General features: G+C 61.0%; 27 protein-coding genes. 21 read left to right on the top strand and 6 right to left on the bottom strand.

The features are described 5' to 3' along the window. The first annotated feature begins 58 nt into the window (after positions 1-58). From V6R86_RS13110 to V6R86_RS13095, 4 genes are all read left to right on the top strand, one after another. Positions 59-460 carry a hypothetical protein gene (locus V6R86_RS13110; RefSeq protein ID WP_338505046.1) on the top strand — a complete coding sequence of 134 codons (402 nt, stop codon included), beginning with the start codon at positions 59-61 and terminating at the stop codon, positions 458-460. A 1,123-nt stretch (positions 461-1,583) separates the two neighbouring features. After that, positions 1,584-1,898, top strand: coding sequence for a hypothetical protein (locus V6R86_RS13105; RefSeq protein WP_338505045.1), 315 nt, complete (start codon positions 1,584-1,586; stop codon positions 1,896-1,898). Further along, a complete protein-coding gene (locus V6R86_RS13100; RefSeq protein ID WP_338505043.1) occupies positions 1,898-2,353 on the top strand; it encodes a hypothetical protein in 456 nt (151 codons plus the stop codon). Before V6R86_RS13105 ends, V6R86_RS13100 begins: the two co-directional genes overlap by 1 nt. 320 nt (positions 2,354-2,673) lie before the next feature. After that, a complete protein-coding gene (locus tag V6R86_RS13095; RefSeq protein WP_338505042.1) occupies positions 2,674-3,216 on the top strand; it encodes a recombinase family protein in 543 nt (180 codons plus the stop codon). A 17-nt stretch (positions 3,217-3,233) separates the two neighbouring features. Here V6R86_RS13095 and V6R86_RS13090 read toward each other — a convergent pair whose 3' ends face one another. Beyond that, positions 3,234-3,665, bottom strand: a complete 432-nt coding sequence (locus V6R86_RS13090) for a MucR family transcriptional regulator (RefSeq protein WP_338505041.1) — start codon at positions 3,663-3,665, stop codon at positions 3,234-3,236. A gap of 385 nt (positions 3,666-4,050) precedes the next feature. Here V6R86_RS13090 and V6R86_RS13890 point away from each other — a divergent pair, with 385 nt between their 5' ends. Genes V6R86_RS13890 through V6R86_RS13080 form a run of 3 tightly spaced genes read left to right on the top strand, consistent with a single transcriptional unit; the run spans position 4,051 to position 5,931 of the window. After that, the gene (locus V6R86_RS13890) at positions 4,051-4,401 is read left to right on the top strand and encodes a helix-turn-helix domain-containing protein (protein ID WP_425335991.1); all 351 of its coding nucleotides are present in this window, start codon (positions 4,051-4,053) and stop codon (positions 4,399-4,401) included. Continuing rightward, on the top strand, positions 4,287-5,369 hold the full coding sequence (locus V6R86_RS13085; protein WP_338505039.1) for a site-specific integrase: 1,083 nt from the start codon (positions 4,287-4,289) through the stop codon (positions 5,367-5,369). The genes V6R86_RS13890 and V6R86_RS13085 overlap by 115 nt, the downstream gene beginning before the upstream one ends. 1 nt (position 5,370) lies before the next feature. Next, the gene (locus V6R86_RS13080; RefSeq protein ID WP_338505037.1) at positions 5,371-5,931 is read left to right on the top strand and encodes a hypothetical protein; all 561 of its coding nucleotides are present in this window, start codon (positions 5,371-5,373) and stop codon (positions 5,929-5,931) included. A gap of 350 nt (positions 5,932-6,281) precedes the next feature. Here V6R86_RS13080 and V6R86_RS13075 read toward each other — a convergent pair whose 3' ends face one another. Further along, complete coding sequence (locus tag V6R86_RS13075) at positions 6,282-6,848, bottom strand: helix-turn-helix transcriptional regulator (protein WP_338505036.1); 567 nt, start codon at positions 6,846-6,848, stop codon at positions 6,282-6,284. Between the two features lie 98 nt (positions 6,849-6,946). Between V6R86_RS13075 and V6R86_RS13070 the strand changes: the two genes are divergently transcribed. Further along, positions 6,947-7,420, top strand: coding sequence for a DUF6456 domain-containing protein (locus V6R86_RS13070; RefSeq protein WP_338505034.1), 474 nt, complete (start codon positions 6,947-6,949; stop codon positions 7,418-7,420). A 62-nt stretch (positions 7,421-7,482) separates the two neighbouring features. On the opposite strand, the gene V6R86_RS13065 is transcribed toward V6R86_RS13070, so the two are convergent. The 4 genes from V6R86_RS13065 to rpsF all read right to left on the bottom strand — a co-directional run bounded on the left by V6R86_RS13065 (position 7,483) and on the right by rpsF (position 9,435). After that, positions 7,483-8,016: a hypothetical protein gene (locus tag V6R86_RS13065; RefSeq protein ID WP_338505032.1), complete on the bottom strand. Its 534-nt coding sequence runs from the start codon at positions 8,014-8,016 to the stop codon at positions 7,483-7,485. Positions 8,017-8,172: 156 nt separating this feature from the next. After that, complete coding sequence (rplI, locus tag V6R86_RS13060) at positions 8,173-8,772, bottom strand: 50S ribosomal protein L9 (protein ID WP_338505030.1); 600 nt, start codon at positions 8,770-8,772, stop codon at positions 8,173-8,175. A 12-nt stretch (positions 8,773-8,784) separates the two neighbouring features. Continuing rightward, positions 8,785-9,009: a 30S ribosomal protein S18 gene (rpsR, locus tag V6R86_RS13055; protein ID WP_264883537.1), complete on the bottom strand. Its 225-nt coding sequence runs from the start codon at positions 9,007-9,009 to the stop codon at positions 8,785-8,787. Positions 9,010-9,012: 3 nt separating this feature from the next. Next, positions 9,013-9,435, bottom strand: coding sequence for a 30S ribosomal protein S6 (rpsF, locus tag V6R86_RS13050; RefSeq protein ID WP_338505027.1), 423 nt, complete (start codon positions 9,433-9,435; stop codon positions 9,013-9,015). A gap of 273 nt (positions 9,436-9,708) precedes the next feature. On the opposite strand from rpsF, the gene V6R86_RS13045 reads away from it, so the two are divergent. The 13 genes from V6R86_RS13045 to V6R86_RS12985 all read left to right on the top strand — a co-directional run bounded on the left by V6R86_RS13045 (position 9,709) and on the right by V6R86_RS12985 (position 20,150). After that, positions 9,709-10,818: a phage portal protein gene (locus tag V6R86_RS13045; protein WP_338505025.1), complete on the top strand. Its 1,110-nt coding sequence runs from the start codon at positions 9,709-9,711 to the stop codon at positions 10,816-10,818. After that, a complete protein-coding gene (locus V6R86_RS13040; RefSeq protein ID WP_338505023.1) occupies positions 10,815-11,135 on the top strand; it encodes a DUF6127 family protein in 321 nt (106 codons plus the stop codon). The genes V6R86_RS13045 and V6R86_RS13040 overlap by 4 nt, the downstream gene beginning before the upstream one ends. A 3-nt stretch (positions 11,136-11,138) precedes the next feature. Beyond that, positions 11,139-11,561: an HK97 family phage prohead protease gene (locus tag V6R86_RS13035; protein WP_338505022.1), complete on the top strand. Its 423-nt coding sequence runs from the start codon at positions 11,139-11,141 to the stop codon at positions 11,559-11,561. Positions 11,562-11,605: 44 nt separating this feature from the next. Continuing rightward, positions 11,606-12,721, top strand: coding sequence for a phage major capsid protein (locus V6R86_RS13030; RefSeq protein WP_338505020.1), 1,116 nt, complete (start codon positions 11,606-11,608; stop codon positions 12,719-12,721). A gap of 54 nt (positions 12,722-12,775) precedes the next feature. Next, the gene (locus V6R86_RS13025; protein WP_338505019.1) at positions 12,776-14,902 is read left to right on the top strand and encodes a glycosyl hydrolase family 28-related protein; all 2,127 of its coding nucleotides are present in this window, start codon (positions 12,776-12,778) and stop codon (positions 14,900-14,902) included. A gap of 64 nt (positions 14,903-14,966) precedes the next feature. Next, positions 14,967-15,098 carry a hypothetical protein gene (locus V6R86_RS13020; protein ID WP_338505018.1) on the top strand — a complete coding sequence of 44 codons (132 nt, stop codon included), beginning with the start codon at positions 14,967-14,969 and terminating at the stop codon, positions 15,096-15,098. 9 nt (positions 15,099-15,107) lie between these two features. Beyond that, positions 15,108-15,389, top strand: a complete 282-nt coding sequence (locus V6R86_RS13015) for a hypothetical protein (protein ID WP_338505016.1) — start codon at positions 15,108-15,110, stop codon at positions 15,387-15,389. Next, positions 15,389-15,910, top strand: coding sequence for a head-tail connector protein (locus V6R86_RS13010; RefSeq protein WP_338505014.1), 522 nt, complete (start codon positions 15,389-15,391; stop codon positions 15,908-15,910). Before V6R86_RS13015 ends, V6R86_RS13010 begins: the two co-directional genes overlap by 1 nt. Beyond that, on the top strand, positions 15,907-16,230 hold the full coding sequence (locus V6R86_RS13005) for a phage head completion protein (RefSeq protein ID WP_338505013.1): 324 nt from the start codon (positions 15,907-15,909) through the stop codon (positions 16,228-16,230). Before V6R86_RS13010 ends, V6R86_RS13005 begins: the two co-directional genes overlap by 4 nt. Continuing rightward, a complete protein-coding gene (gp17, locus tag V6R86_RS13000; protein WP_338505012.1) occupies positions 16,227-16,622 on the top strand; it encodes a tail completion protein gp17 in 396 nt (131 codons plus the stop codon). Before V6R86_RS13005 ends, gp17 begins: the two co-directional genes overlap by 4 nt. Next, a complete protein-coding gene (locus tag V6R86_RS12995; RefSeq protein WP_338505010.1) occupies positions 16,619-17,029 on the top strand; it encodes a phage major tail protein, TP901-1 family in 411 nt (136 codons plus the stop codon). The genes gp17 and V6R86_RS12995 overlap by 4 nt, the downstream gene beginning before the upstream one ends. 26 nt (positions 17,030-17,055) lie before the next feature. Beyond that, entirely contained in the window at positions 17,056-19,350 is a 2,295-nt protein-coding gene (locus V6R86_RS12990) for a DUF2460 domain-containing protein (protein WP_338505008.1), read from the top strand. Then, positions 19,347-20,150 carry a DUF2163 domain-containing protein gene (locus V6R86_RS12985; RefSeq protein ID WP_338505006.1) on the top strand — a complete coding sequence of 268 codons (804 nt, stop codon included), beginning with the start codon at positions 19,347-19,349 and terminating at the stop codon, positions 20,148-20,150. The genes V6R86_RS12990 and V6R86_RS12985 overlap by 4 nt, the downstream gene beginning before the upstream one ends. The last annotated feature ends 8 nt before the right edge of the window (positions 20,151-20,158 follow it).

Here is a 20,158-nt window from a genome sequence, read left to right as displayed (position 1 = left end):
ATTTTGTGTAAGCGTATCTGACACGCTCTCTTGCTGTATCAAACCCGATAAATAGGTGATGCGCTACAAAGACCTTTTCGACGCTAAAGCTTGGCGAAAATACGCGGGGCGTGACCGTCTCTGTCGTCTCGTGCCACTGACGTCTGACCAGTCTGTCCCGACCGACATCATCGAAGTGCCCGTCCAGAGCGGCACGGTGAGCACTGGGCGAGCCCGTGTGTTCGCGGGCTGGTTCTGCTCCGTGGGCCTTCCCACAGGCGAGATGGTGCTTGCCGAAGACCCGCACAATTTAGGGCAAGCGCTGAGGAATCTTGAGGAGCGACTGAACGCAACTGGCTGGAGCCTCGACGCAATCGGGCTTGATGAACGCTGGGAGGAGACCGGATTGAGCAGCAACACTGGGTGGGGCTACCATCCTCAGGTCCACGGTGCGGCCCATATGCTCGATCCCAAGCTCTGACTCTGTAGTTCGCGCAGCAGCCTCAGTGGCACCTGCGAAGTCGTGATGAGAGGCGGCGAAGGATGTGCGCGGGTTAGCTGGTTCGCCCTTTCCCGTTCACCGTGACCTCACAAGTTGAGGTCACGAAGAGAGATCCGCATAGGTCTTTGGCGCTCAGCTAGCGCTGATCGCACTCGCTCAGCCATCTGCTCCGCTGCGCTCGCATCTGTCTGGCTCGCCAATCCATCTATGAACTAGAACCTTACTTGGCCTTCATCCATCGAGAACATAGCTTTATAGTCCCCCTGTGAAAGACACATAGAATATGCGTCTATCACAAGGGGAAATATGTCTTCATCCATCGGAGTTTCTAACCTTCTGTCACTGGCGTGTCCTCGTAAGAGGAGGGTGCTTGGTCTGCGCTTCAACCCTAATCACGGTTATTTCCGGCTCTACCAACTCGCTGCCCTAGTGTGTCTATCGACGGTGTGTCTTGACTGGTGTCTTGTGTCCAAGGGTGCGGAAGGCGTCATCGCCCAAACGGTGTCCACGGGAGCCAATGACAGAAAGTCTCGTCGTGGGTGCATGATGTCACGCGCAATGCTCAGCGCGTCATGCTCAAGTAGCTATACCTGCCCAAAGGCTTCAAATGCGGTGGTCACTAGCGGAGGGTTAAAGCGGCTTATTGCATGATCTCCGATGATCCGCTGCGAGCTTCCGTCTCGACTACCGCCCCCCTTCTGCCGGGAGGTGGGCTTGGTTGGCGAGCAAGGCTCGCGGAAGAGCATGTCTTCGACTCTACTTTAGTAAGAGTCCTTCTGCATTATTTATCAGTCGGATCATTGGTCGGGCTGACTAGCCCTTCCATCGTCTGTGGACCGTCCCAGACGCTTGTATCGACCCACACATCGATATTCCCGGCGATAGATCGGAGCCATCTGTCTGTTCGGGGGGAGCCTTGGGAGCGGGTTCTACAGGGAATTGGATCGTACCGTCTTTACGGGGACGATCACGACCACGCTTGGGAAATTCCTCCATTAGCGATTGTCCAACATCGTGGTGAAGTTCGTCAATATCAAAGTTTTCTATAATGCGTGGTCAAAGTAGTGACGCTAAGTATCTCCAATCAGCAAGGAGAATACTGATGAGTCACCGTGAACGAATGAACAAACTACTCGAAGCGTCTTTGAACCGTCACTTGACGACCATCGAATATCGTGACCTCTACTGGATGCACATTGTGTATCCAAGGGAATGTCCGCTCGACAACTTGCTCCGGAATTGGTCGGACATCATGCCTGAAGACAGCCATGAGCGTGCGCTCCATGACGCATGCGAGGGACTGCACTGGCCAGCATCCACGGATCAGCAGAGGGGGTTCTACACGGAGATGGAACGCAACTACGAAACCATGACGCCAGACGAGTTCCGCGAATGGATGAACCGGGAGGATCGCTGATGAACGCGATGGACCAACTTCGTGAAGCTCTGCGCGAACAGGAACGTAGTGGCGGCTACCGGTGTGGCGAATACTACTGCACTGCGGGCTGCGGTCTGGTGGAACATACGTTCCGCGACCACGCTGAAGTCTGCCCTGAAGCCGCAGCTATCCTTGCTGAGGTTGAGAAGCCGATGGCTCACCTCACCCACAAGGTCACGCTTAGGCGTCAGCTTGTGAAGAGCGAGCGCAACGCGCTGGCTATGAAGCACTACCCCCGGACGGAGCTTGCCGATTACTGGTGGCCGGGGATGGTCGAGTGGCTGAATAACCCGGGGAACGTTTCCGACTACGCGCTCAAAGGTGACATGGACGAACGCAATGATGGCACCGGCATGCTGAACGCTTGGTTCGATCTCCATGCCTACTTCCCTGATGTCGAAACCGCTGCCCTGTTCAAGCTGCGCTGGTTCTGACCGTGCGGGTATGAGGCGGCTATGAGTGATACGATCAAAGCCAACGGCCCAAGCATACTCCGGGAAGACTTCGACCCGGAGCGTCTTGGGAACAGGCTCCCAACTGAGGTGAATGACATCACCTACCACATTGCCCTTGCCCGTGTTCTCCGGGGAGAGAGCAGCGGCCTTGACGTCTTTCGTCGTGCCTCCTCGCCTCATTCATCTAGGATCTCCCGGTTCGTCTCAGGAACCGGGAGATTGTGTCTCAACAGATTCTCTTGCCAATTTTGAGATACGTGAGAGCCTCTGGTCTAGGATCATCCGAGACAGGAGCGCGCATGTTGGTGGGATACGGAAGGGTAAGCTCGACGTCGCAAAGCCTGGACATTCAGCACGAGGCCTTGAGTCAGGCCGGGTGCGAGAAAGTCTTTTCGGAAAAGATGTCGGGCCGCTCGGCCGCCGATCGTGAGCAACTCGCCCTGGCCCTCGACTTCGTGCGGGAAGGCGACACCCTTTGCGTGACCCGCCTCGATAGGCTCGCGAGGAGTGTCGCCGACCTTCACCGCATCATCGAGAAGCTCACCGCCAAGGGTGTAGCCTTCCGTTGCCTCAGCCAGTCAGGCGTCGATACCGATAGCTCCACCGGAAGACTGATGTTGGCCGTACTCGGCGCAGTTGCAGCCTTCGAGAACGACATACGGCGCGAACGGCAAATGGAGGGAGTGGCCAAGGCGAAGCTGCGAGGAGCATACCGAGGTCGACCGCCTTCGATCCGTCCAGAAGATGTTCAAGAGCTCCGCGCGCAGGGGTTGGGCGCAACGGAAATTGCAAAGCGGCTGAACATCGGTCGGGCCAGCGTTTATCGAGCGTTGGCAGCGTAAGACGGGGACAAGCTACCCTAAGCGGTACCTTTCGCGGGGGCACGAGTGGTCTCCGCATCCATCTTCCGGCGTCCTAGGCCAGTCGCGCGGGCCAAGTCACTGCGCCGCGCCGAGTAGTTCGGGGAGGTCATGGGGTACTCCCGTGGCAAGTGATACTCGGCACGATACTGATTGGGCGTCAGTCCATGCGCCGCCCGGAGGTGGCGCTTGAGGAGTTTCTGCTTCTTCCCGCACCCCAGGCAAACGATGTGCTCGGGCTTCACCGAAGCCTGTATGGACGTGACCGGGACTTGTGGCTGAACGGCTTGCTTCTGCGGCTGCTTCAAGCCCGACAGTGCGCCATGGACACCCGTCACGATCTTCGCGACATCGTTCGCGGCGACCCCATTATTCGCCACATAACTGCTGACGATTATCGTCGTCAGTCTGATCAAACTATTGCCTTCCATAAGGTAACGTCCTTCTGTGAATACGAGCGAAAGTTCTGCATCAATACTAGTCCAAACCCGCCCTGACCAAGGAACCCGCCTTGTCTGTAATTGATAGTGAGCAGTGTCTTGTCGAGACTCGACCATTGCCTACCACGAGTTATCTCTAGCCCACGATGTGGAAGCATGCCGTAATACTCCATCCCAGTAAACATCTTGTTATACTTGACAAAGATTGCAGCTAATTGGTGTACTTGTTATAACACAATTGCGACTGTTCCTTTTGCATTGTACGCAGTCAAGAGTGACTTCAAAATTCGTGCTTCTATCTGACGGCTAGCCACAGCACAGCAGATAGGAGCCTTCATATGATGCTAGTCTGTTCCAGGCTTCGCCTTTGTCCACCGTGTCCTCATCAGTTCGTCACCTCCACATACTGCGATCCAAGTGGTCAAGATCGGTACGAAGGGTGACACTGCTGAAGGAATCACAGGCAGCCGACCGGCTTGCAATTGCCGAGCGCACCTTGCGCAAAATTCGCGGCGAAGGTCGGATTAGCTTCGTCTTGATAGGCCGCTCGGTCCGTTACAGCTTGAGCGACCTCGACGCCTTCATACAATCGTGCCGCGGAAAGGTCGCCAGATGTCCATCTACAAGCCGAAAAGCAGCCCGTACTTCCACTTCGACTTCGTCAGAAATGGTCGTCGCTTTCACGGCTCGACGGGCGTCACGGGCCGCCGAGCCGCCCAGCAGGTAGAAGCTCGCGAGAAACACAAGGCGGCGTTGCCGGCGCAGTCACGCCCCTCAATCACCCTCGACGAATCCTGCGGCCTGTACGACGAGCACGCCGCCCAGCTCGCCAGCCACAAGCTGACCGAGTACATGTCGGCGGCAATGATCACCGGTCTCGGAGGCGGACGGCTGCTTAGCGAGATAAGCCAGCGCGACCTTCAAATCTACTTTGCCAGACGCCGCGCGAGCTTCGCGCCGCAGCGCGGTACCCGCTCTAACGCGACCATAAACCGGGAGGTCGACCATGCTCGCGCTATCTGGCGCCGTGCCGACAAGGCTCGTTTCGATGTAGGAGAAATGCCGGACTGGCGGGCACTGCGCCTTAAGGTGCCCCGCCGCGACCCGCGGGAACTCAGCTTCGTTGAAGAGGAGCGCCTCTTTGCCGAGCTCGCCGCCGATCGGCCCGAGGTCAGCCAGGCTTGCGACTTTGCGCTGAAGAGCGGGTGGCGCCAAGCTGAGGTCACCGGCCTCCGCTGGAGCGACGTTGACCTCGCTGCTGGTCAGGCCGCCACCAGGATCAAGGGCGGCGACATCGTCAAGCGGCCGCTCACCCCGACGTTGCTGGGGCTGATCGCCAACCAGCCCAAGGTTGGGCCCTTCGTCTTCACCTACGTCTGCAAGAAGAGCCGCGGTAAGCGCCGCGAGGGCGAGCGTTACCCGCTCACCCACACCGTGCTGCGCCAAGTGATGGCATCTGCAAAGAAAATCGCCGGCATAGAGAGCTTCCGCTTCCACGACTTCCGCCACACTCGCGGCACCCGCATCGTCCGCGCCACCGGCAGCCTCGCCGCCGCCAAAGAAGCGCTGAAGCACCGTAGCGTCACCACCACCCTCCGCTACGCCCACGTGCTCGACGACGATGTCCGCAACGCGCTAGAGGGGAGCGATGAGCGGGCAATCCCCGCAAGTGCGAGCAAGAGGAAGAAGGCTTAAAATGTTTGACGTCGCTGCTGCTGCCGGAATTTTCAACGGCATCAAGGGTGCGCTCGACATTGCGAAGGGTATCCGATCGCTTGAAGTCAGCACTGAAGTAAAGCTCGCGATCGCGCAGATGATCGAGCAACTCGCCGACGCTCAGTCTGCCGCGTACGAAACCGCCGAGCGTGAGCGCGAGCTCAAGGACAAGGTCCGGGGACTAGAAGGCGAAATTGCAGATCTCAGAAGACAGGCGGCGGATCTGGAGAGCTACGAGCCTTGCGTCTACCATCCAGGTGTAACGGTTTACGTGCTTAAGTCGGAGCATCAGGCCACTGCTCACCCGCACAAACTTTGCGGCACGTGCGTCACCAACGGACGAAAGTCAGAGCTAGTAGCCACCGCTAAAGTCGAGAGACGATACCGCGAGCATCTATGCCATAGCTGCAAATCAGTCTTCATGCTCGGCACGCCAAATATTAGCGGTGAAGCGGAGGAGCCGCGTCCTGAAGTACAGGTAGAACGTGGGGCGGGCTGGGGCTCAGCTCGGGGTGGTGAGCCAAAGCCTTATGGTTATTGATTCCCGAAATAGCCCCGAAGTGACTATCGCCTCAACTAATAATATCGACGCGCTGCAGGTACTTATCTAGCGTACCCTACCTCAGTGTAAACGAGCCGCTCTACCAACTGAGCTAAGCGCCCCCGATGGGGTTGCCGGCGCTTTCCCAATCTTTTTCGCGGTGGTCAACCAGCGTCTTGCACGGGAGCGCGCTCGCGATCTCTTGAGGCAGCCGGTCTGTCGGCTTTTGATCCAGGTTCCGTGGGTGGAATTTCAGCGTCAAGCGGTGAGGTTGAATTTGTCGCCGGGACCGGTTGAAAACAACTTTACCTGTGAAGTCGAGAGCGGCCGGCGCGCTAAATCTCACAAGACTAGCCGAGCTTGCGCACCAAGCGGATGGGAAGGGCGAGGAAGGTGGGGTCGCTGACCACGACCTGCCGGGCACCGCTGCCGAGGGGAAGAAGGTGAAGCTTTCCTTCTTCGCGCGCGAGCAGTCGTCCGAACTGGAACCGGCCCCCGGGACGCGGCACGAGAACGTCGCGATTGAGCGCCCGGCCAAACTGCTCGGGTTCGAGTCGATCGCACCAAAGCTCGTCGCCGGAGCGATAATCGGCGATGCTGGCAGTCACGATGATGGCCACCTGTAGCGGCTCAGGGCGAGGTGGGAGCACCATCTGCGCCTTGCGCGGCGCAGCGGCGGTTTCGCCGTTGAGATGGGCGATGACCTCCAGCTTTTCGGAAGCAGGATGGTCAACCAGATCGGTAGGCGCGACGCCAAGAGCGTCGGCGATGCGGTTCAGCCAACCGATCGAAACGGTGCGCATGCCGGTTTCCAGCCGTCCGATGGTCTGCGGGGTGGTCGCGGGCTTGCAGGCCTTCGCCACGTCCTCGAGCGTCATGCGCTTGGCCTTGCGAACTTCCCGGATGCGGGTGATCATGTTGCCCCCTACTAACCCTTCAGGTGATTTTCTCTGTCCTACATTCACCAGCTTTGGCAGTGAGTCAAGCGACTCGGGAACAACACGGAGAGGGGCTGATGAGTGGACGCTGCTTGGTCGAACGGAAAGTAGAAGACACCGCAGGGGTTAGCCGCAAGGCGCGTCGATCGGTGACCGTCAATCAAGTGGAGTCGCCGTTGGGCTGGCTCCACAAGCATGGGCACCTTGACCGTCGGCAATTCGAGGCAGGGGAGCAACTGCGGCTCGATTGGGAGCGGGCCAATCTGTCGCCCTGCGTCACCATGCGGTGGGATCCTGCGCCCGGGCTTGCCAGGGGGCAGGCGCGCGCATGCAATATGGAGCGAACCGAACAACAGGCGAGCGCGAAGCAACGCTTTGACAAGGCGCTCGAGGCAGCGGGCTCAGGAATGTCCGACATATTGTGGCGCGTCGTTTGTGCGGGCGAGGGAATGCGCGAGGCAGAGACGGCGTTGGGATGGCCGGCGCGGGCGGGCAAGCTAGTTCTGAAGATGGCGCTGGACCGCGTGGCGGCCTTTTACCGGATCGGCTGACAGAAGAGGTTGAATAGTTGGGGGTAGAGGGAGCGCACCGTCGGGCGCGCTCCCCAATGCAATCAGAGGCTGCTGCCCTCGATATCGGTCTTGCGGCCTTGCGCGCGCTCGGTTTCGATATCGGTGGTTCCCTGTTCTTCAGAAGAGCCCATGGCATCCTCGTTCAGGGCGCCTTGTCCTTGATCGGCAAAGTCCTGCTCTTCGGTCTCGCTTAGGCTGCCGCTGATTCCCGAACGGCCGGTGCTGCCGCCCACGTCAGTGTCAGACTGGCTCGACCCATCGAAGCTGCCTTCGATACCAGACCGGCCGGTGCCCGCGGAGTTGGCGCCCATGTCGTTGCCCGATCCGCTGAACAGGCCATTGTTGGACTGGGCTTCCCGCTGGTTCGACTGACTAAGGTCAGTTTCCCGACCGACGCCCTCGCTATTCTGTCCGGGAGTGGCAACTCCGGTGTCGCCGCTGTTGCCGTAGCTCGCCTGGCCGGTCGAGGCGCTGCCGCCCTGCGCCTGCTCGCTCAAGTTGCGGTTCTCGTCGGTCTGCGGCTGCTGCTGATGGCCAGTGGGCTGCTGATCTGGGGTGCGTTCGTCGGCGCTCATGTCTCTCTCCTCCATTGCCCCGTGCTCCTGAGGAGCCAAATGGCCGACTTGAACGAGCGTTCCGGGGCGATGCGCCAGACCGAAATCGTTGCGACAAAAGGAAAGGGCCGCCCGGTCGCCCGGACGGCCCTAATCCTTTCGTCGACGATAGCGAGATCAGGCCTCGGGGGTCTGCTCGGCCGCCGGTTCGCCTTCTTCGGCAATGGTGCCGGGCTCGGCGTTCGGGTCATAGTCCTCGGTGAAGCCGGCGTTATCACGCTCGAACATCTGGGCCATGACGTCGACGCCCTGCGCCTGCAGTTCGGCCTCTTCGGGCGAGCGGGCGACGTTCACCTTGACGGTGACCGCAACCTCGGCGTGGAGGACGACGCGCACTTCGTGCATGCCGATCGACTTGATCGGGCGATCAAGCACGACCTGGCTCTTGGCGACCTTGGCACCGTCGGCCTCGAGGGCTTCGACGATGTCGCGGGCGCTGACCGAACCATAGAGCTGGCCGGTGTTCGACGCCTGACGGATCAGCTGAACGGTCTTGCCGTCGACACCCTTGGCCGAATCCTGCGCGGCCGAGCGACGCTCGGCGTTGTCGGATTCGATCTTGGCGCGATTGGCTTCGAACAGCTTGCGGTTGGCTTCGTTGGCACGAAGCGCCTTCTTGCGAGGCAGAAGGTAGTTGCGGGCGAAACCGTTCTTGACTGTGACGACGTCGCCAATGGCGCCGAGCTTTTCGACGCGCTCAAGCAGGATGACATCCATGAACGTGGCTCCTTACTTGACGACGTACGGGAGCAGACCGATGTGGCGGGCGCGCTTGATCGCCTTGGCCAGCTCGCGCTGCTTCTTGGTGCTCACCGCGGTGATGCGGCTGGGGACGATCTTGCCACGCTCGGACACGAAGCCCTGGAGCAGACGGACGTCCTTGTAGTCGATCCGGGGGGCGTCCTTACCCGAGAACGGGCACGACTTGCGGCGGCGGAAAAATGCACGGGCCATCTGTTAGGCTCCCATCTCTTCGCGCGGGGCGCGGTCGGGGCGGGGACCACGATCACCGCGATCACTACGGTCGCCGCGGTCACCACGGTCACTGCGATCACGCTCCTGACGGCGCATCATGGCCGACGGGCCATTCTCATGCTCGTCGACGCGAATGGTCATGAAGCGGATGACATCTTCGTTGATGCCGGTCTGACGCTCAAGTTCGGCGACGGCCGCAGCCGGCGCGTCGAGGTCGAGCATCACGTAATGAGCCTTGCGGTTCTTAGCGATGCGATAGGCGAGGCCACGCAGACCCCAGGTCTCGGCCTTGACGACCTTGCCGCCATGTTCGGTGATGATGTTGGTTGCCGTCTCGGCAAGAGCATCGACTTGGGCTTGAGCCAAGTCCTGCCTTGCGAGAAAGACATGCTCGTACAGCGGCATGCTAATCTCTCAATGTTGGCCGATCGCTAGCGCTCGCCCCATGCGAACGCCCCTCCGGCTGTCGTCGTGTTCTGATGTTCGCCGCGCAAACGGATCTGCGAGCGGACGCGGGCCTTTGGCATAGGCGGGGTCGAGATGCAAGGGTGACAGCCTCCGACCCACTTAACGAACCCATTCGGCACAAAACCATTGACATCGTCACGCTATTATGGCACATAAGTAAACACTGGGGCGAATCGGCAGCGATCGGCCTGTTTCACAAAAGGATCTGAGATGCGGTGGTTCGGTCGCAAGTCGGCGGACGTCCCGCCGATGTTCCTGTCCTATGCCATGCCGAGCGAGCGGTGCCTGTTCCCGAGCGGTTATCAGGCGCAGTTGAAAGAGGTGTTCCTCGGCAATCCTGTCGGTCAGCGGGCGGTGCGCATGGTGGCGGGCGCTGTGGGTGCGCTCAAGGTCTACACGGTCGAAGGGAATGCTGACGCGGCGGCGCTGATCGGTCGGGCGAGCCTACTCGAGCAAACGGCGGCGTCGCTGCTGCTGCATGGCAATGCGTACCTGCAACTGGTCGAAGCGCTCGGCGCGCCGGCCGAGCTGTTCCTGTTGCAGCCCGACCGCGTGACGGTTGATACGGACGACCGGGGCTGGCCGCGCGCCTATCAGTACAAGCCCGGCCGGAAAGCGGTCAGGATAAACCGGCACGACGCGCTGGAGCGGGTGCAACTGATCCACATCAAGTCGCTCAATCCGGTCCAGGATCAGCAGGGCTTGGGGTGCCTGGAGGCGGCAAGCGCGGCGGCGTCCATCCACAACCGGGCTAGCCGCTGGAACAAGGCGTTGCTCGACAATGCGGCGCGGCCGTCGGGGGCGCTTACCTATGATCCGCCCGATGGCGCGCCGCTGAGTGCGCCGCAGTTCGAGCGGCTTCGAGAAGAAATCGAGCGGCAGTTCACGGGCAGCTTGAACGCCGGGCGGCCGATGCTGCTGGAAGGCGGACTGCGCTGGCAATCGCTGGGACTGAGCCCGACGGATATGGATTTCGTGGCCGTCAAGGAAGCGGCGGCGCGCGACATTGCGCTGGCTTTCGGCGTGCCGCCGGTTCTGCTCGGCCTGCCGGGCGATACGTCTTACAGTAATATGCGCGAAGCGGGCCGGGCGCTGTATCGGCAGACCGTGCTGCCATTGGCCGAACGTATTCTGGGCGAAGTGTCGGAAGCGCTGCGCGACTGGGTCGGCCCTATCCGGCTGGCGGTCGATACCGATGCCATCAGCGAGCTTGCGGAGGATCGCGAACGGTTGTGGCAGATGGTGGCCAATGCCGATTTCATCTCTGCCGACGAAAAGCGCGAGATGCTTGGGTTTGAAATCAAGGGTCGCACCGCATGATCCGGCCGGGTGCCGATGAGCTTCTCACTCAATTGATCGCCAGCGCCGAAGGGCAGCCGGTCAATTACGTCATCCTTCAGGCCATGGTCGAAGAAGCGAGCAATGCGGGCGCGTGCCGGGCGCTCGGGCTTCTCGGACTCGAGGATAAGACGGCCAGGCGAGACATGGACGAATTGCGCGAGCTGCTCGGCAGCTGGCGCGATGTGAAGAAGTCTGCGTGGCAGACCGTCACCCGCTGGGTCGTCAGGATCATACTTGCGATGCTGATGGTGTCGATCGCCTATCAGTCCAATCTTCGCGCCCTCCTGAGGAGCTAGGCGATGCGCATCGAGCGGGCCCGGCGCGGGCTGCGCTTCGCCGGCTATGCGTCGGTGTTCGACCGCATCGATCGCGGCGGCGACATCGTGCGCGCGGGCGCCTTTCGTCAGTCGCTCGATCGCAACGGCAAGATACCCTTGCTGTGGCAGCATCAGCAGGGACGGGTCGTCGGCAAGATCGAACATCTCGCCGAGGATGCGCGGGGGCTGCAGGTCATCGGGCGGCTGCACGACGACGAATTCGGGCGGCTGCTTGCCCGGGAGTTGAAGGCGGGACGATTGTCCGGCCTCAGCTTTGGTTACCGGGTGCGCGCCGCCGAACAAGGCGCTTCGGCGCGAGAGATACGCGAACTCGATCTTCTTGAAGTCAGTTTGGTGCGACGGCCGATGCAGCCGCTCGCCTGTGTCCACAAGATCGCTTCGTAACCAGTCCGGTTTTCGGAGCCACTAATCCACACTGGAGAACATGCATGGAATTCAAGGCTGATCCGCTTGCAGAGTCGTTTGCGTCTCTGCAGCAGGGCGAAGGCGTGAGCGGGCTCCGCGCCGAAATCGACGATCTGAAGGCGAAGCTCCGCAGCAATCTGGTTGAGGCGGGGCGTCCGCATCTCGGCTCCGAACAGAAGAGCGCCGGCGCGGAAGGCTTCGGCGATTTCCTTCGTAGCGGCGAGAGCGCGCTTGAAGGCAAATCGCTCGACAACGTCAGCACGGCGGCTGGTGGCCACGCCATTCCGCGCGAAATCGACGAGGTCATCGACCGCACGCTGGTCGCCATTTCGCCGATCCGTCGCATTGCCAATGTGGTGAAGATCGGCAGCTCCAATTACCGTAAGCTGATCTCGACCGGCGGCACGCCGTCGGGCTGGGTCGGCATGGAGGCGCTGCGGCCGGAAACGGCCACGCCGAGCTTTACCGAAATCGTCCCGGCGTCGGGTGAGCTTTACGCCAATCCGGCCGCCTCGCAGCACATGCTGGACGATGCGATGTTCGACGTCGAGGCCTGGCTGGCGAACGAGATCGCCACCGAATTCGCCCGCGCCGAGGGGGCTGCCTTCGTCAAGGGCACCGGCACCAATCAGCCGCTGGGTTTCCTGGCTTCGCCGACGGCGACCACGGCCGACGGAGTTCGTCCGATCGGCACGTTGCAGACGATCGGCACGGGTGTTGCCGGTGGCTTCCCCGCGAGCAATCCCCAGGACAAGCTGGTGGACCTCGTCCAGTCGCTCCGCCAGCCGTATCGCCAAGGCGCGGTGTTCGTCATGAATTCGGCAACCGCGGCCTTGGTGCGCAAGATGAAGACCGCCGACGGCGCCTTCATCTGGCAAAACGGCATGATCGCCGGCCAGCCGTCGACCCTGCTCGGCTATCCGGTGATCGAGGCCGAGGACATGCCCGACGTCGCGGCGAGCAGCCTGTCGATCGCCTTCGGTAACTTCAAGGCCGGCTACATCATCACCGAACGGGCCGAGACCAGCATCCTTCGCGATCCTTATTCGAAGAAGCCGTACGTCTACTTCTACGCGACCAAGCGGGTCGGCGGGCAGGTGGTGAATTCGGAAGCGATCAAGCTGCTCCGTTTCGCCTGATCCCTTTCCGAGCGGCTCCGGCCGAGGCCCGTCAGCAAAAGAGTGTCTCAAGACATGGCGCTAAGCTTTACCCCCAAGTTCGCAAACATGGTCCGGGTGACCACGTCCACACAGGGCACCGGTCCGTTTCTTTGCGGTCCCGCGGTGACGGGCTTTGCGAGCTTTGCTGAATCGGTCTCGGCCGGAGATAGTTTCTATTATTCGGCCCAAGGCGTCGACAAACCGCACGAGCGGGAAGTGGGACGCGGGACCTATCTTGCGAACGGAACGATCACCCGGCAGCCGCTCAGTGGAGGGCTGACCAGTTTCACCGCGGGTCCGAAAACGATCGCCCTGGTCGCGGCGGCCGAATGGTATGCCGATGTGCAGGAGTCGCTTGGCCAGGGCGGAGGCGGGCAAGGCAAAACGGTCAAGGACCGGGTTGCTCTTGCTGCCTTCGACACCTCTGCCAGTCCCTGCTTTCTCGAGGAAGCCGGGCGAGAAGGCTTGTTCGCCTGGGACGCCACCGTCGCCGTCGCCCTTCATCAGGCGGATCCCGGGCAAGGGCTTTTCGTCGCGCCGTCGGCAACGGCGAACGGTGCCTGGGTTCGCCGCTTTCCGGGCAGCGTCAATGTTCGGTGGTTCGGCGCGAAGGGCGACGGAAACACCAATGACGGCGTGGCGTTCACCCGGGCGCTGAGCGCGCTTCGGATCACGGCGCAGCAGGGCTTCGGTTATGGCTGGGGTGGCAATCGGCTGTACATTCCGAAGGGTCACTATTTTCTCGGCACCACCACACTCGACGTCACTGCGTCGTTGGTGATCGAGGGAGACAGCAACGGTCTTCCAAGCGGCGGTGCGAGCGTGCTGCGCTGGTCGGCCAACACCACCGGTATCCGCATCCAGGGCGGTGCGACCACCGGGGCCGAGCAGACCAAGACGCAGGACTACGTCACCGGCACCTCGCTCATTCGCGGGCTGCACCTGACCGGCGGGTACACTCACGGCACGACCGCCGAGGGTGAGTTTCACGGCATTCACATGCGCGCCATGGCCGCGGTCGAGGATTGCTTCATCCGAGGCTTTCAAGGCGACGGCATTCACATTCGCGGCGACGTCGGCGTCAACAACAACACCAATCTGTCGTTCGTTTCCCGAACGTCGGTGGAGACATGTCGTAACGGCGTTTATCTGCAGGGCGGAGATGCCAACGCCTGTTCGTTCGTTCACCTGAACGTCAATTCGAACCGCCGCTGGGGCGTGCTCGATGCCAGCTTCCTTGGAAACAGCTTCTTTGGTTGTCATTCGGCAACCAATGGAAGTCAGGCGAGCACCGGTCCAAGTGTCTGCCCGCCCAATCGCTGCGTTTACAACGGCAATGTCTTTGCCGTGAAGCACGGCGCTGAGGAGTGGGCCGCAAGCAACCCACCGCCGAGCACCGCCGCAAATAATCAGGGCTGGTATTTCGTCAGCGCGGGCAGCCCGCAGGCCTGGAACAACATCGAGGCGTGGGCCAGCGGACGCGTCTATCGGTCAGGCGGCTCCTACGCCGCTACGGACGCCAACAATCGCACGGTCTTTCTTGGCTGCTATTCCGAAGGGGATATGGCGCCCAACCAGCTGTACGGTCGGTCGGCGATCTTCGGCGGTCTGCATGAGTGCGGCGTGCGCGGGCAGGCCACTTGGCTGAAGCCCGAGTATGACGGGCTACGCTTCGTCGGTAATCCGCCGACCTTCGAGAATGGCTTTCGTACTTATGAGATGATGGAGTCGATCGGAACGTTTCCGACCCTCCTGCTGAATGGCACAACGAAATCCGGCGATGTTATTTTCCGCAAGAACGGGACGTACCGGGCCGAAGTCGGTTCGGACGACACCTTCCTGACGCTCGGCCATTACAACGCGCTGCTGCTGAAAACCCAGGGCGTGAACGTCGCCGAGGTCGGACCGAGTGGCATTTCGCTTACGACCGGCAAGTCGCTGATGGTCAATTATCAGCAGGTGGTGGGGGCACGCCAGACCGGGTGGACCGCTGCCACGGGCAGTCCCAATCGCGGCAGCTTCGCGGCGACTGCAGCAGGGACCGCGTCGGCGAGTTACGTCCAAGCTGAGGCGCAGGACGGCCGCAATCGTATCGCTGCCCTGGAAGCTCGCTTGATCGCGCTCGAAGCTGATTGTCGAACGCACGGCCTGATCAACTGAGCCACTGACCGAGCCGGCCAAGACGGCCTCACCTCAATACTAAATCCTGTGGAAAGGGCTCTCCATGAGCATTGGAGCCTTTGCGCTCGCACAGCAGCCGATCGCGGCGCTGGCGACGGCTGCACCCTCCAAGGCGCCGCCGAAGCGGACCGTCACACCCCTGATCGACCAGACCATCATTCCCGAAGCACGCTGAGGAGGCCACATGGCTCTTGTTCTGAAAGACCCGGGCAGCGCCCTCGACTACAGCGTCGATTGGGGGCTTCGCTACCTGACCGACGATGTCCTGACCGAGTCATTGTGGAGCGTCGTGCCGGTCGAAAGCGGCGGGGTGACCATCGATGGCAGCCGCTTCGATAACGCGAACGCGACGGTGAATGTCAGCGGGGGACGCCCGGGCAAGGTCTATCGCCTTCTCAATCAGATCGTGACCAGTCAGGGGCGGCAGGACAGCCGCTCGATCCTCGTCCGTGTGGAGGTGCGCTGATGATCCGTCAGGATATAAGTCCGCTGTGCGTCACTCTGTCGGAAGTGCAGGCTTACGCCCGCGTCGAAACGGGTGAGGAGGAAGCCTTGCTTGCCGGGTTGCTGCGCACGGCGAGCGAGATGTGCGAGACGTTTCTCAATCAGGCGCTGGTCGCTCGCGATTTCGAGGCCGTTGTGCGCGCGGGCGAAAGCTGGACGCTTCTTCCCGTGCAGCCGGTTCGATCGATCACATCGATCCGGCGCGCATCCGACGACACAGCGGTCGCAGGAACGAGCTACCGGTGCGACATTGATTACGACGGGCGCGGATTGGTTGCGGGTCTTGCATGCGGGCAGACCTATGTTGTGAGCGGCACTGCCGGAATGGCCATTGACGGCAACGGCGTGCCGGAGCCGATCCGTCAGGGCATCCTGCGCCTTGCGGCCGCGATGTTTGCCAATCGCGATGGTCAGATCGGCGACCTGCCGAAGGCCGTGACCGCCCTGTGGCGTCCTTATCGCAAGGCAGGGCTATTCCGATGAGCGAGTTTGCAGGGAGACTGACGCAGCGCGTCGAGCTTTGGGCGCGATCCTCATTTCGGTCGGAGACTGGTGTCTCGAGCGAGGAGATGAGCTTGATGCTCAGCTGCTTGGCGGAAATCGTTGCCGAAGGCGTCGGGGCGGCCGACGAGGCGATGAGTGTGAGCGCCATGCCACGCTACCGAGTGACGGTGCGCCGGCAGGGCGAGTTTTCCGTGGACCAGCAGATCCGGTGGCGGGGGCGCCGCCTGCTCGTCCGTCAGATTGTCGACGATCCGAAACTGCCTGACCGTTTGGTTCTCCGCTGCGAGGAACAACGATGACTAGCGCGAGCACTGCGCTCCAGGGAGCGCTGGTCGCCAAGCTCGATGGGAGTTCGCTCTTCACCGGTGTCTATCACGATGCCCCGGCTCGCGCCCTTTTCCCTTATGCCGTAGTCAATTGTAACGATGAGCGCGACTGGAGCTGCGTGGGCAGAGACGGGCGCGAAATCTCCTTGCAGCTTGTTCTTTGGGACGAGCAACCATCGCGTCTGTTGACGCGCGAAGGAGAAGCAGAAGTCCTCCTTGAAGCGCTTGATACCGGGCCCGCGTGGCATCTCAGCACCTTCGTGCTGACCGGCAAACGACGCTCCCGCAACCCGGGCGGACCATGGAGTTGCACCTTCGAATTTCGCGCTCGCCTGATCGAGCCAGAGCGTGGAGCCTCGGAATGAACCTTCCCTTGCGCGGAAGCGACTGTGTGCTCCGGATCTGTGACCCGGGAACCTCGTCTAACTTCGTACTCGTTGAGGGAGTGCGGCTTAGTGGATGGAAGATCTTGCAAGAACAGGTCGAGGTCACCGATGGCGGCGACGAGGGGTGGCGACGATTGCTACCGGGTGCGGGGCTGCGTTCGCTCGAGCTCGCCTTTAGCGGAATGTACCTGGGATCGATCGGCGAGCACCTCCTTCGCGACAAAGCCTTTCGGGGGGAGCCAGTCGAATGCGCTTTGACGCTCGATGAGGGCACGGCTGTGCGTGGTCGCTTTATCGTCTCGAGTTTGAGCTTCGAAGCCACGGTCAATGACGAAGCGACCTATGCAGCCACGCTTCGAAGCGCCGGAGCGGTCACTATCGACTGATTACCCCAAGGATTGAGGAAACCCACATGCGCCACTGGTTGACGCAAGACGATCCGCGCCTGCAGCGGGACGTTATCAAGCGGTTCGAACCCTCGCATTGGACGGTCGATTTTCCGCGCGGTGCGATGGCCTGCGTCGTCAGTCATCCCGACGAAAATAGGCTCACGGCCACTGCAACATTCGGTCGTAAGAGCGACCTCGTTGGCCTGATCTACACGACAGTCGATAGCGCTGTGCATGTGGCGCATCGGCGGGAGCCGAAGAGCGACTATTCACGGTGTACGCTGCGCTTCCGGTGGCAGTCGACCGGATTGGCGCCACTCGATTCGATTAACGGCGCTACGCTCACGATCGAAGGTCGGGATGAGCAAGGGGCGGATCGCACCTGGTATGTGCGCTTGTGGAATTACGCGACGGGAAGCGGCAGCGATGCCCGTGTCGAGTTGCCTTTCGATAATTTGAAGGCGGGTTTTCAGACCGACGAGAACAGCGAGACTGTGGACGTTCGCGACGTGCGGCGAATGTTCATCAGTCTTGTCCCGCCTGACTTCATCGCAGACAGTTCGGAGCGTTTCGGGGCGCCGGTCGATGCGGTTGTCGAACTGAGCGACATCGAATGCTTGGGTTCGGGAAGTGTCATTGGGCTGAATGACGCGATCGTGCCTGAACACAAGTTCCGCATCTGCACCGCCTACGACGATGCTTACCACCTGACGCCCGAACGCGTGATCGATGGCCTCGAAAGGCTCGGCTACCGCGATCTCATCGATCACTATGTCGGAATGAGCCATTATCCCGCTCTTGGCGGCGACGGACTGGTCGATCCGGGAAGAACGCTCTGCCTTCCGGCAAGGCGTTGGCACGAAAGCTTCGCATCGATCGCGAAGGCACGAAGATACCAGATCATCTGGTCGCTCTCGATGGAGCTGCTGGAAGAGCTCTGCCCGGAGGACTGGAAGCAGCGGGCTTGGAATGGGGAGCCGGCGCGTACCGGATGGGTGCCGCCGTCCTCTCTGCTTTCGCCTGCAGTCGCGGAGCCCGTAGCGTATCTTGGGCGCATTGCTTCGGAGTTCGTCAGCATCGGCAACGACGCCGGCCTTTCTCCTAAGTTACAGATCGGCGAGCCCTGGTGGTGGGTGACGGCAGATCATGCGATTTGCTTGTACGATTCCGCCGCGGCGGAGCGATGGCCTGTGGGACACGTCCCCATCAGGGATGTGCGACAGGTTTCAGCGGAGCAAGTGCAGGTGCTCGAAGCCGCTGGGGATGTCTTGGCGAACGCCACGGCTGCCATCGTGGCCGCTGCGAGAGTGCGCGCGCCCGATCTTCAGTCGCATATTTTGGTATTTCTTCCGTCGATCATGCGTAGGGACGCGCCCGAACTGGTTCGCGCAAACCTCCCGACTGCGTGGCAGGCACCTGCCTTCGATGTGCTCCAACTCGAAGATTATGATTGGGTCACGCAAGGGCTGACTGTCAGCCGCGAGCGGGCTTTGGAGACGGCAAGAACGCGGCTCGGTTACGCGCTCGACCGATGTCACTATCTCGCCGGCTTCGTCGGCGCGCCTGACCGGACGCGTGACTGGAACGAGATCATCGCAGCCGCGAATCTGGCCGCCGATACGGGCTTTGGCGAGGTCTTTCTATGGGCCTTGCCACAGGTGTTTCGCGACAACCTCACTATTTTCGAAGGAGAGCAGGAAGTGAAAGCTTTCCGCGATGTGACGTTTCCGCTTGAGGTCGGGATGAACGCTACGGTTGAGCCCTGCTTCTCGACAACGATAGCGACGTCACCAGGCGGCTTCGAATATCGCAATGTTGATTGGCAACAGGCTCGCTTGCGCTTCGACATCGGGCCTGGGTTGCGGAGCATCAACGATATTCAGGAACTCCTTGCATTCTTTCGGGAGATGCGAGGCAATGCCGTCGCGTTTCGCTTCCGCGACAGCACTGATTTCAGCTCTTCGGGAATGATAGACGACCCGAGGTCGACCGACGTGCTGCTCGGCATTGGTGACGGTGAGCGGCACACGTTTGAGCTTATCAAAAATTATGGCGAAGGTGAGGTGCGTCGGATCACGCGACCGGTGGCGGACACCGTTTCGGTTTCGCTCAATGGTTCGGCAGTCGATGCTTGGGATCTGACGGACGGGGGCATCATCGAATTCGCCGAAGCACCCGGAATGGGCATCGAAGTTCGTGCGGGATTCTTGTTCGACGTGCCGGTTCGGTTCGAAGAATCGAGCCTGCGCATCAATCGCAAGACGTATCTGGCTGGTGAACTCACCACCGTACCGTTGATCGAGGTTCGTGAGGCATGAGTCAGTCCCTTTCCGATCTCACAATCGCGACATACAACTGGATCGTCCAACGACCAGACGGGGTGGGCTTCGCGACAACTAGTCAGGACCAACGCCAGCAAGTCGGATCCATGTCGCTGGAAGCCGACATGGATCTGAAGCCCAGCAATCTCATCCTCCGCGATCGCATGTATGGAAGCAGGCTCGAACTCGGTGGTGGACTGAGCAGTCCGGCATTGCGCCTGGGGGATCTGACTTCCGGAAGATGGAATGGCTCGACTGTTCGTCTGCTTGCGAGCGACTGGCATCGAGATGGTGATGCGATACCCATCTGCAACGGCGAACTTGACAAGGTCGTCGTCGAAGGAGGCGAGGTGTCGATGTCTATCGACTTGCTTCCACCTGCGATCCGGCGACCTCCGTGCATTCAGACCAGTCCGGAATGCCGGGCCGTTCTTGGCGACCGGCACTGCCGCATCGATATGCGCACGCGTCGAACCCGGCTCTGCGTCATCAAGGCGAACGCGAATGAGCTTACGGTCGATGTGAGCGATATCGATGGTTACGCAATGGGCCGGCTACGATGGATCAGCGGGGCAAACTGCGGGGTCGAACAAAGCATCCTTTCGACCGAGGGCAACAAGCTTCTGCTGCATGATGTGCCCGAATTTCCGATCAAGGCGGGAGACCGGGCAATTGCGCATCAAGGGTGCGACGGTCGCCGTACGACGTGCGCGGAGCGCTTCGGAAACATCCTGAACTTTCGCGGCGAACCGGATTTGCCCGGTTCCGAAATTCTCATGCGCTTCCCGGGTGCTTGAGCCGCACG

The organism is Sphingomonas kaistensis (assembly GCF_036884275.1).
Taxonomy (GTDB): domain Bacteria; phylum Pseudomonadota; class Alphaproteobacteria; order Sphingomonadales; family Sphingomonadaceae; genus Sphingomicrobium; species Sphingomicrobium kaistense_A.
This window is presented reverse-complemented; position numbering and strand designations above follow the sequence as displayed.

Excerpts from the sequence above, each read along its gene's own strand:
- V6R86_RS13105 (WP_338505045.1), top strand. The coding sequence starts at position 1,584 with ATGAGTCACCGTGAACGAATGAACAAACTACTCGAAGCGTCTTTGAAC.
- V6R86_RS13010 (WP_338505014.1), top strand. The coding sequence starts at position 15,389 with ATGATCCGTCAGGATATAAGTCCGCTGTGCGTCACTCTGTCGGAAGTG.
- V6R86_RS13070 (WP_338505034.1), top strand. The coding sequence starts at position 6,947 with ATGAGTGGACGCTGCTTGGTCGAACGGAAAGTAGAAGACACCGCAGGG.
- V6R86_RS13095 (WP_338505042.1), top strand. The coding sequence starts at position 2,674 with ATGTTGGTGGGATACGGAAGGGTAAGCTCGACGTCGCAAAGCCTGGAC.
- gp17 (WP_338505012.1), top strand. The coding sequence starts at position 16,227 with ATGACTAGCGCGAGCACTGCGCTCCAGGGAGCGCTGGTCGCCAAGCTC.
- V6R86_RS13065 (WP_338505032.1), bottom strand. The coding sequence starts at position 8,016 with ATGAGCGCCGACGAACGCACCCCAGATCAGCAGCCCACTGGCCATCAG.
- rplI (WP_338505030.1), bottom strand. The coding sequence starts at position 8,772 with ATGGATGTCATCCTGCTTGAGCGCGTCGAAAAGCTCGGCGCCATTGGC.
- V6R86_RS13005 (WP_338505013.1), top strand. The coding sequence starts at position 15,907 with ATGAGCGAGTTTGCAGGGAGACTGACGCAGCGCGTCGAGCTTTGGGCG.
- V6R86_RS13090 (WP_338505041.1), bottom strand. The coding sequence starts at position 3,665 with ATGGAAGGCAATAGTTTGATCAGACTGACGACGATAATCGTCAGCAGT.
- V6R86_RS13025 (WP_338505019.1), top strand. The coding sequence starts at position 12,776 with ATGGCGCTAAGCTTTACCCCCAAGTTCGCAAACATGGTCCGGGTGACC.
- rpsF (WP_338505027.1), bottom strand. The coding sequence starts at position 9,435 with ATGCCGCTGTACGAGCATGTCTTTCTCGCAAGGCAGGACTTGGCTCAA.
- V6R86_RS13080 (WP_338505037.1), top strand. The coding sequence starts at position 5,371 with ATGTTTGACGTCGCTGCTGCTGCCGGAATTTTCAACGGCATCAAGGGT.
- V6R86_RS13075 (WP_338505036.1), bottom strand. The coding sequence starts at position 6,848 with ATGATCACCCGCATCCGGGAAGTTCGCAAGGCCAAGCGCATGACGCTC.
- V6R86_RS13020 (WP_338505018.1), top strand. The coding sequence starts at position 14,967 with ATGAGCATTGGAGCCTTTGCGCTCGCACAGCAGCCGATCGCGGCGCTG.
- V6R86_RS13040 (WP_338505023.1), top strand. The coding sequence starts at position 10,815 with ATGATCCGGCCGGGTGCCGATGAGCTTCTCACTCAATTGATCGCCAGC.
- V6R86_RS13035 (WP_338505022.1), top strand. The coding sequence starts at position 11,139 with ATGCGCATCGAGCGGGCCCGGCGCGGGCTGCGCTTCGCCGGCTATGCG.
- V6R86_RS13110 (WP_338505046.1), top strand. The coding sequence starts at position 59 with ATGCGCTACAAAGACCTTTTCGACGCTAAAGCTTGGCGAAAATACGCG.
- V6R86_RS13045 (WP_338505025.1), top strand. The coding sequence starts at position 9,709 with ATGCGGTGGTTCGGTCGCAAGTCGGCGGACGTCCCGCCGATGTTCCTG.
- rpsR (WP_264883537.1), bottom strand. The coding sequence starts at position 9,009 with ATGGCCCGTGCATTTTTCCGCCGCCGCAAGTCGTGCCCGTTCTCGGGT.
- V6R86_RS12990 (WP_338505008.1), top strand. The coding sequence starts at position 17,056 with ATGCGCCACTGGTTGACGCAAGACGATCCGCGCCTGCAGCGGGACGTT.
- V6R86_RS13015 (WP_338505016.1), top strand. The coding sequence starts at position 15,108 with ATGGCTCTTGTTCTGAAAGACCCGGGCAGCGCCCTCGACTACAGCGTC.
- V6R86_RS13030 (WP_338505020.1), top strand. The coding sequence starts at position 11,606 with ATGGAATTCAAGGCTGATCCGCTTGCAGAGTCGTTTGCGTCTCTGCAG.
- V6R86_RS12995 (WP_338505010.1), top strand. The coding sequence starts at position 16,619 with ATGAACCTTCCCTTGCGCGGAAGCGACTGTGTGCTCCGGATCTGTGAC.
- V6R86_RS13100 (WP_338505043.1), top strand. The coding sequence starts at position 1,898 with ATGAACGCGATGGACCAACTTCGTGAAGCTCTGCGCGAACAGGAACGT.
- V6R86_RS13085 (WP_338505039.1), top strand. The coding sequence starts at position 4,287 with ATGTCCATCTACAAGCCGAAAAGCAGCCCGTACTTCCACTTCGACTTC.
- V6R86_RS12985 (WP_338505006.1), top strand. The coding sequence starts at position 19,347 with ATGAGTCAGTCCCTTTCCGATCTCACAATCGCGACATACAACTGGATC.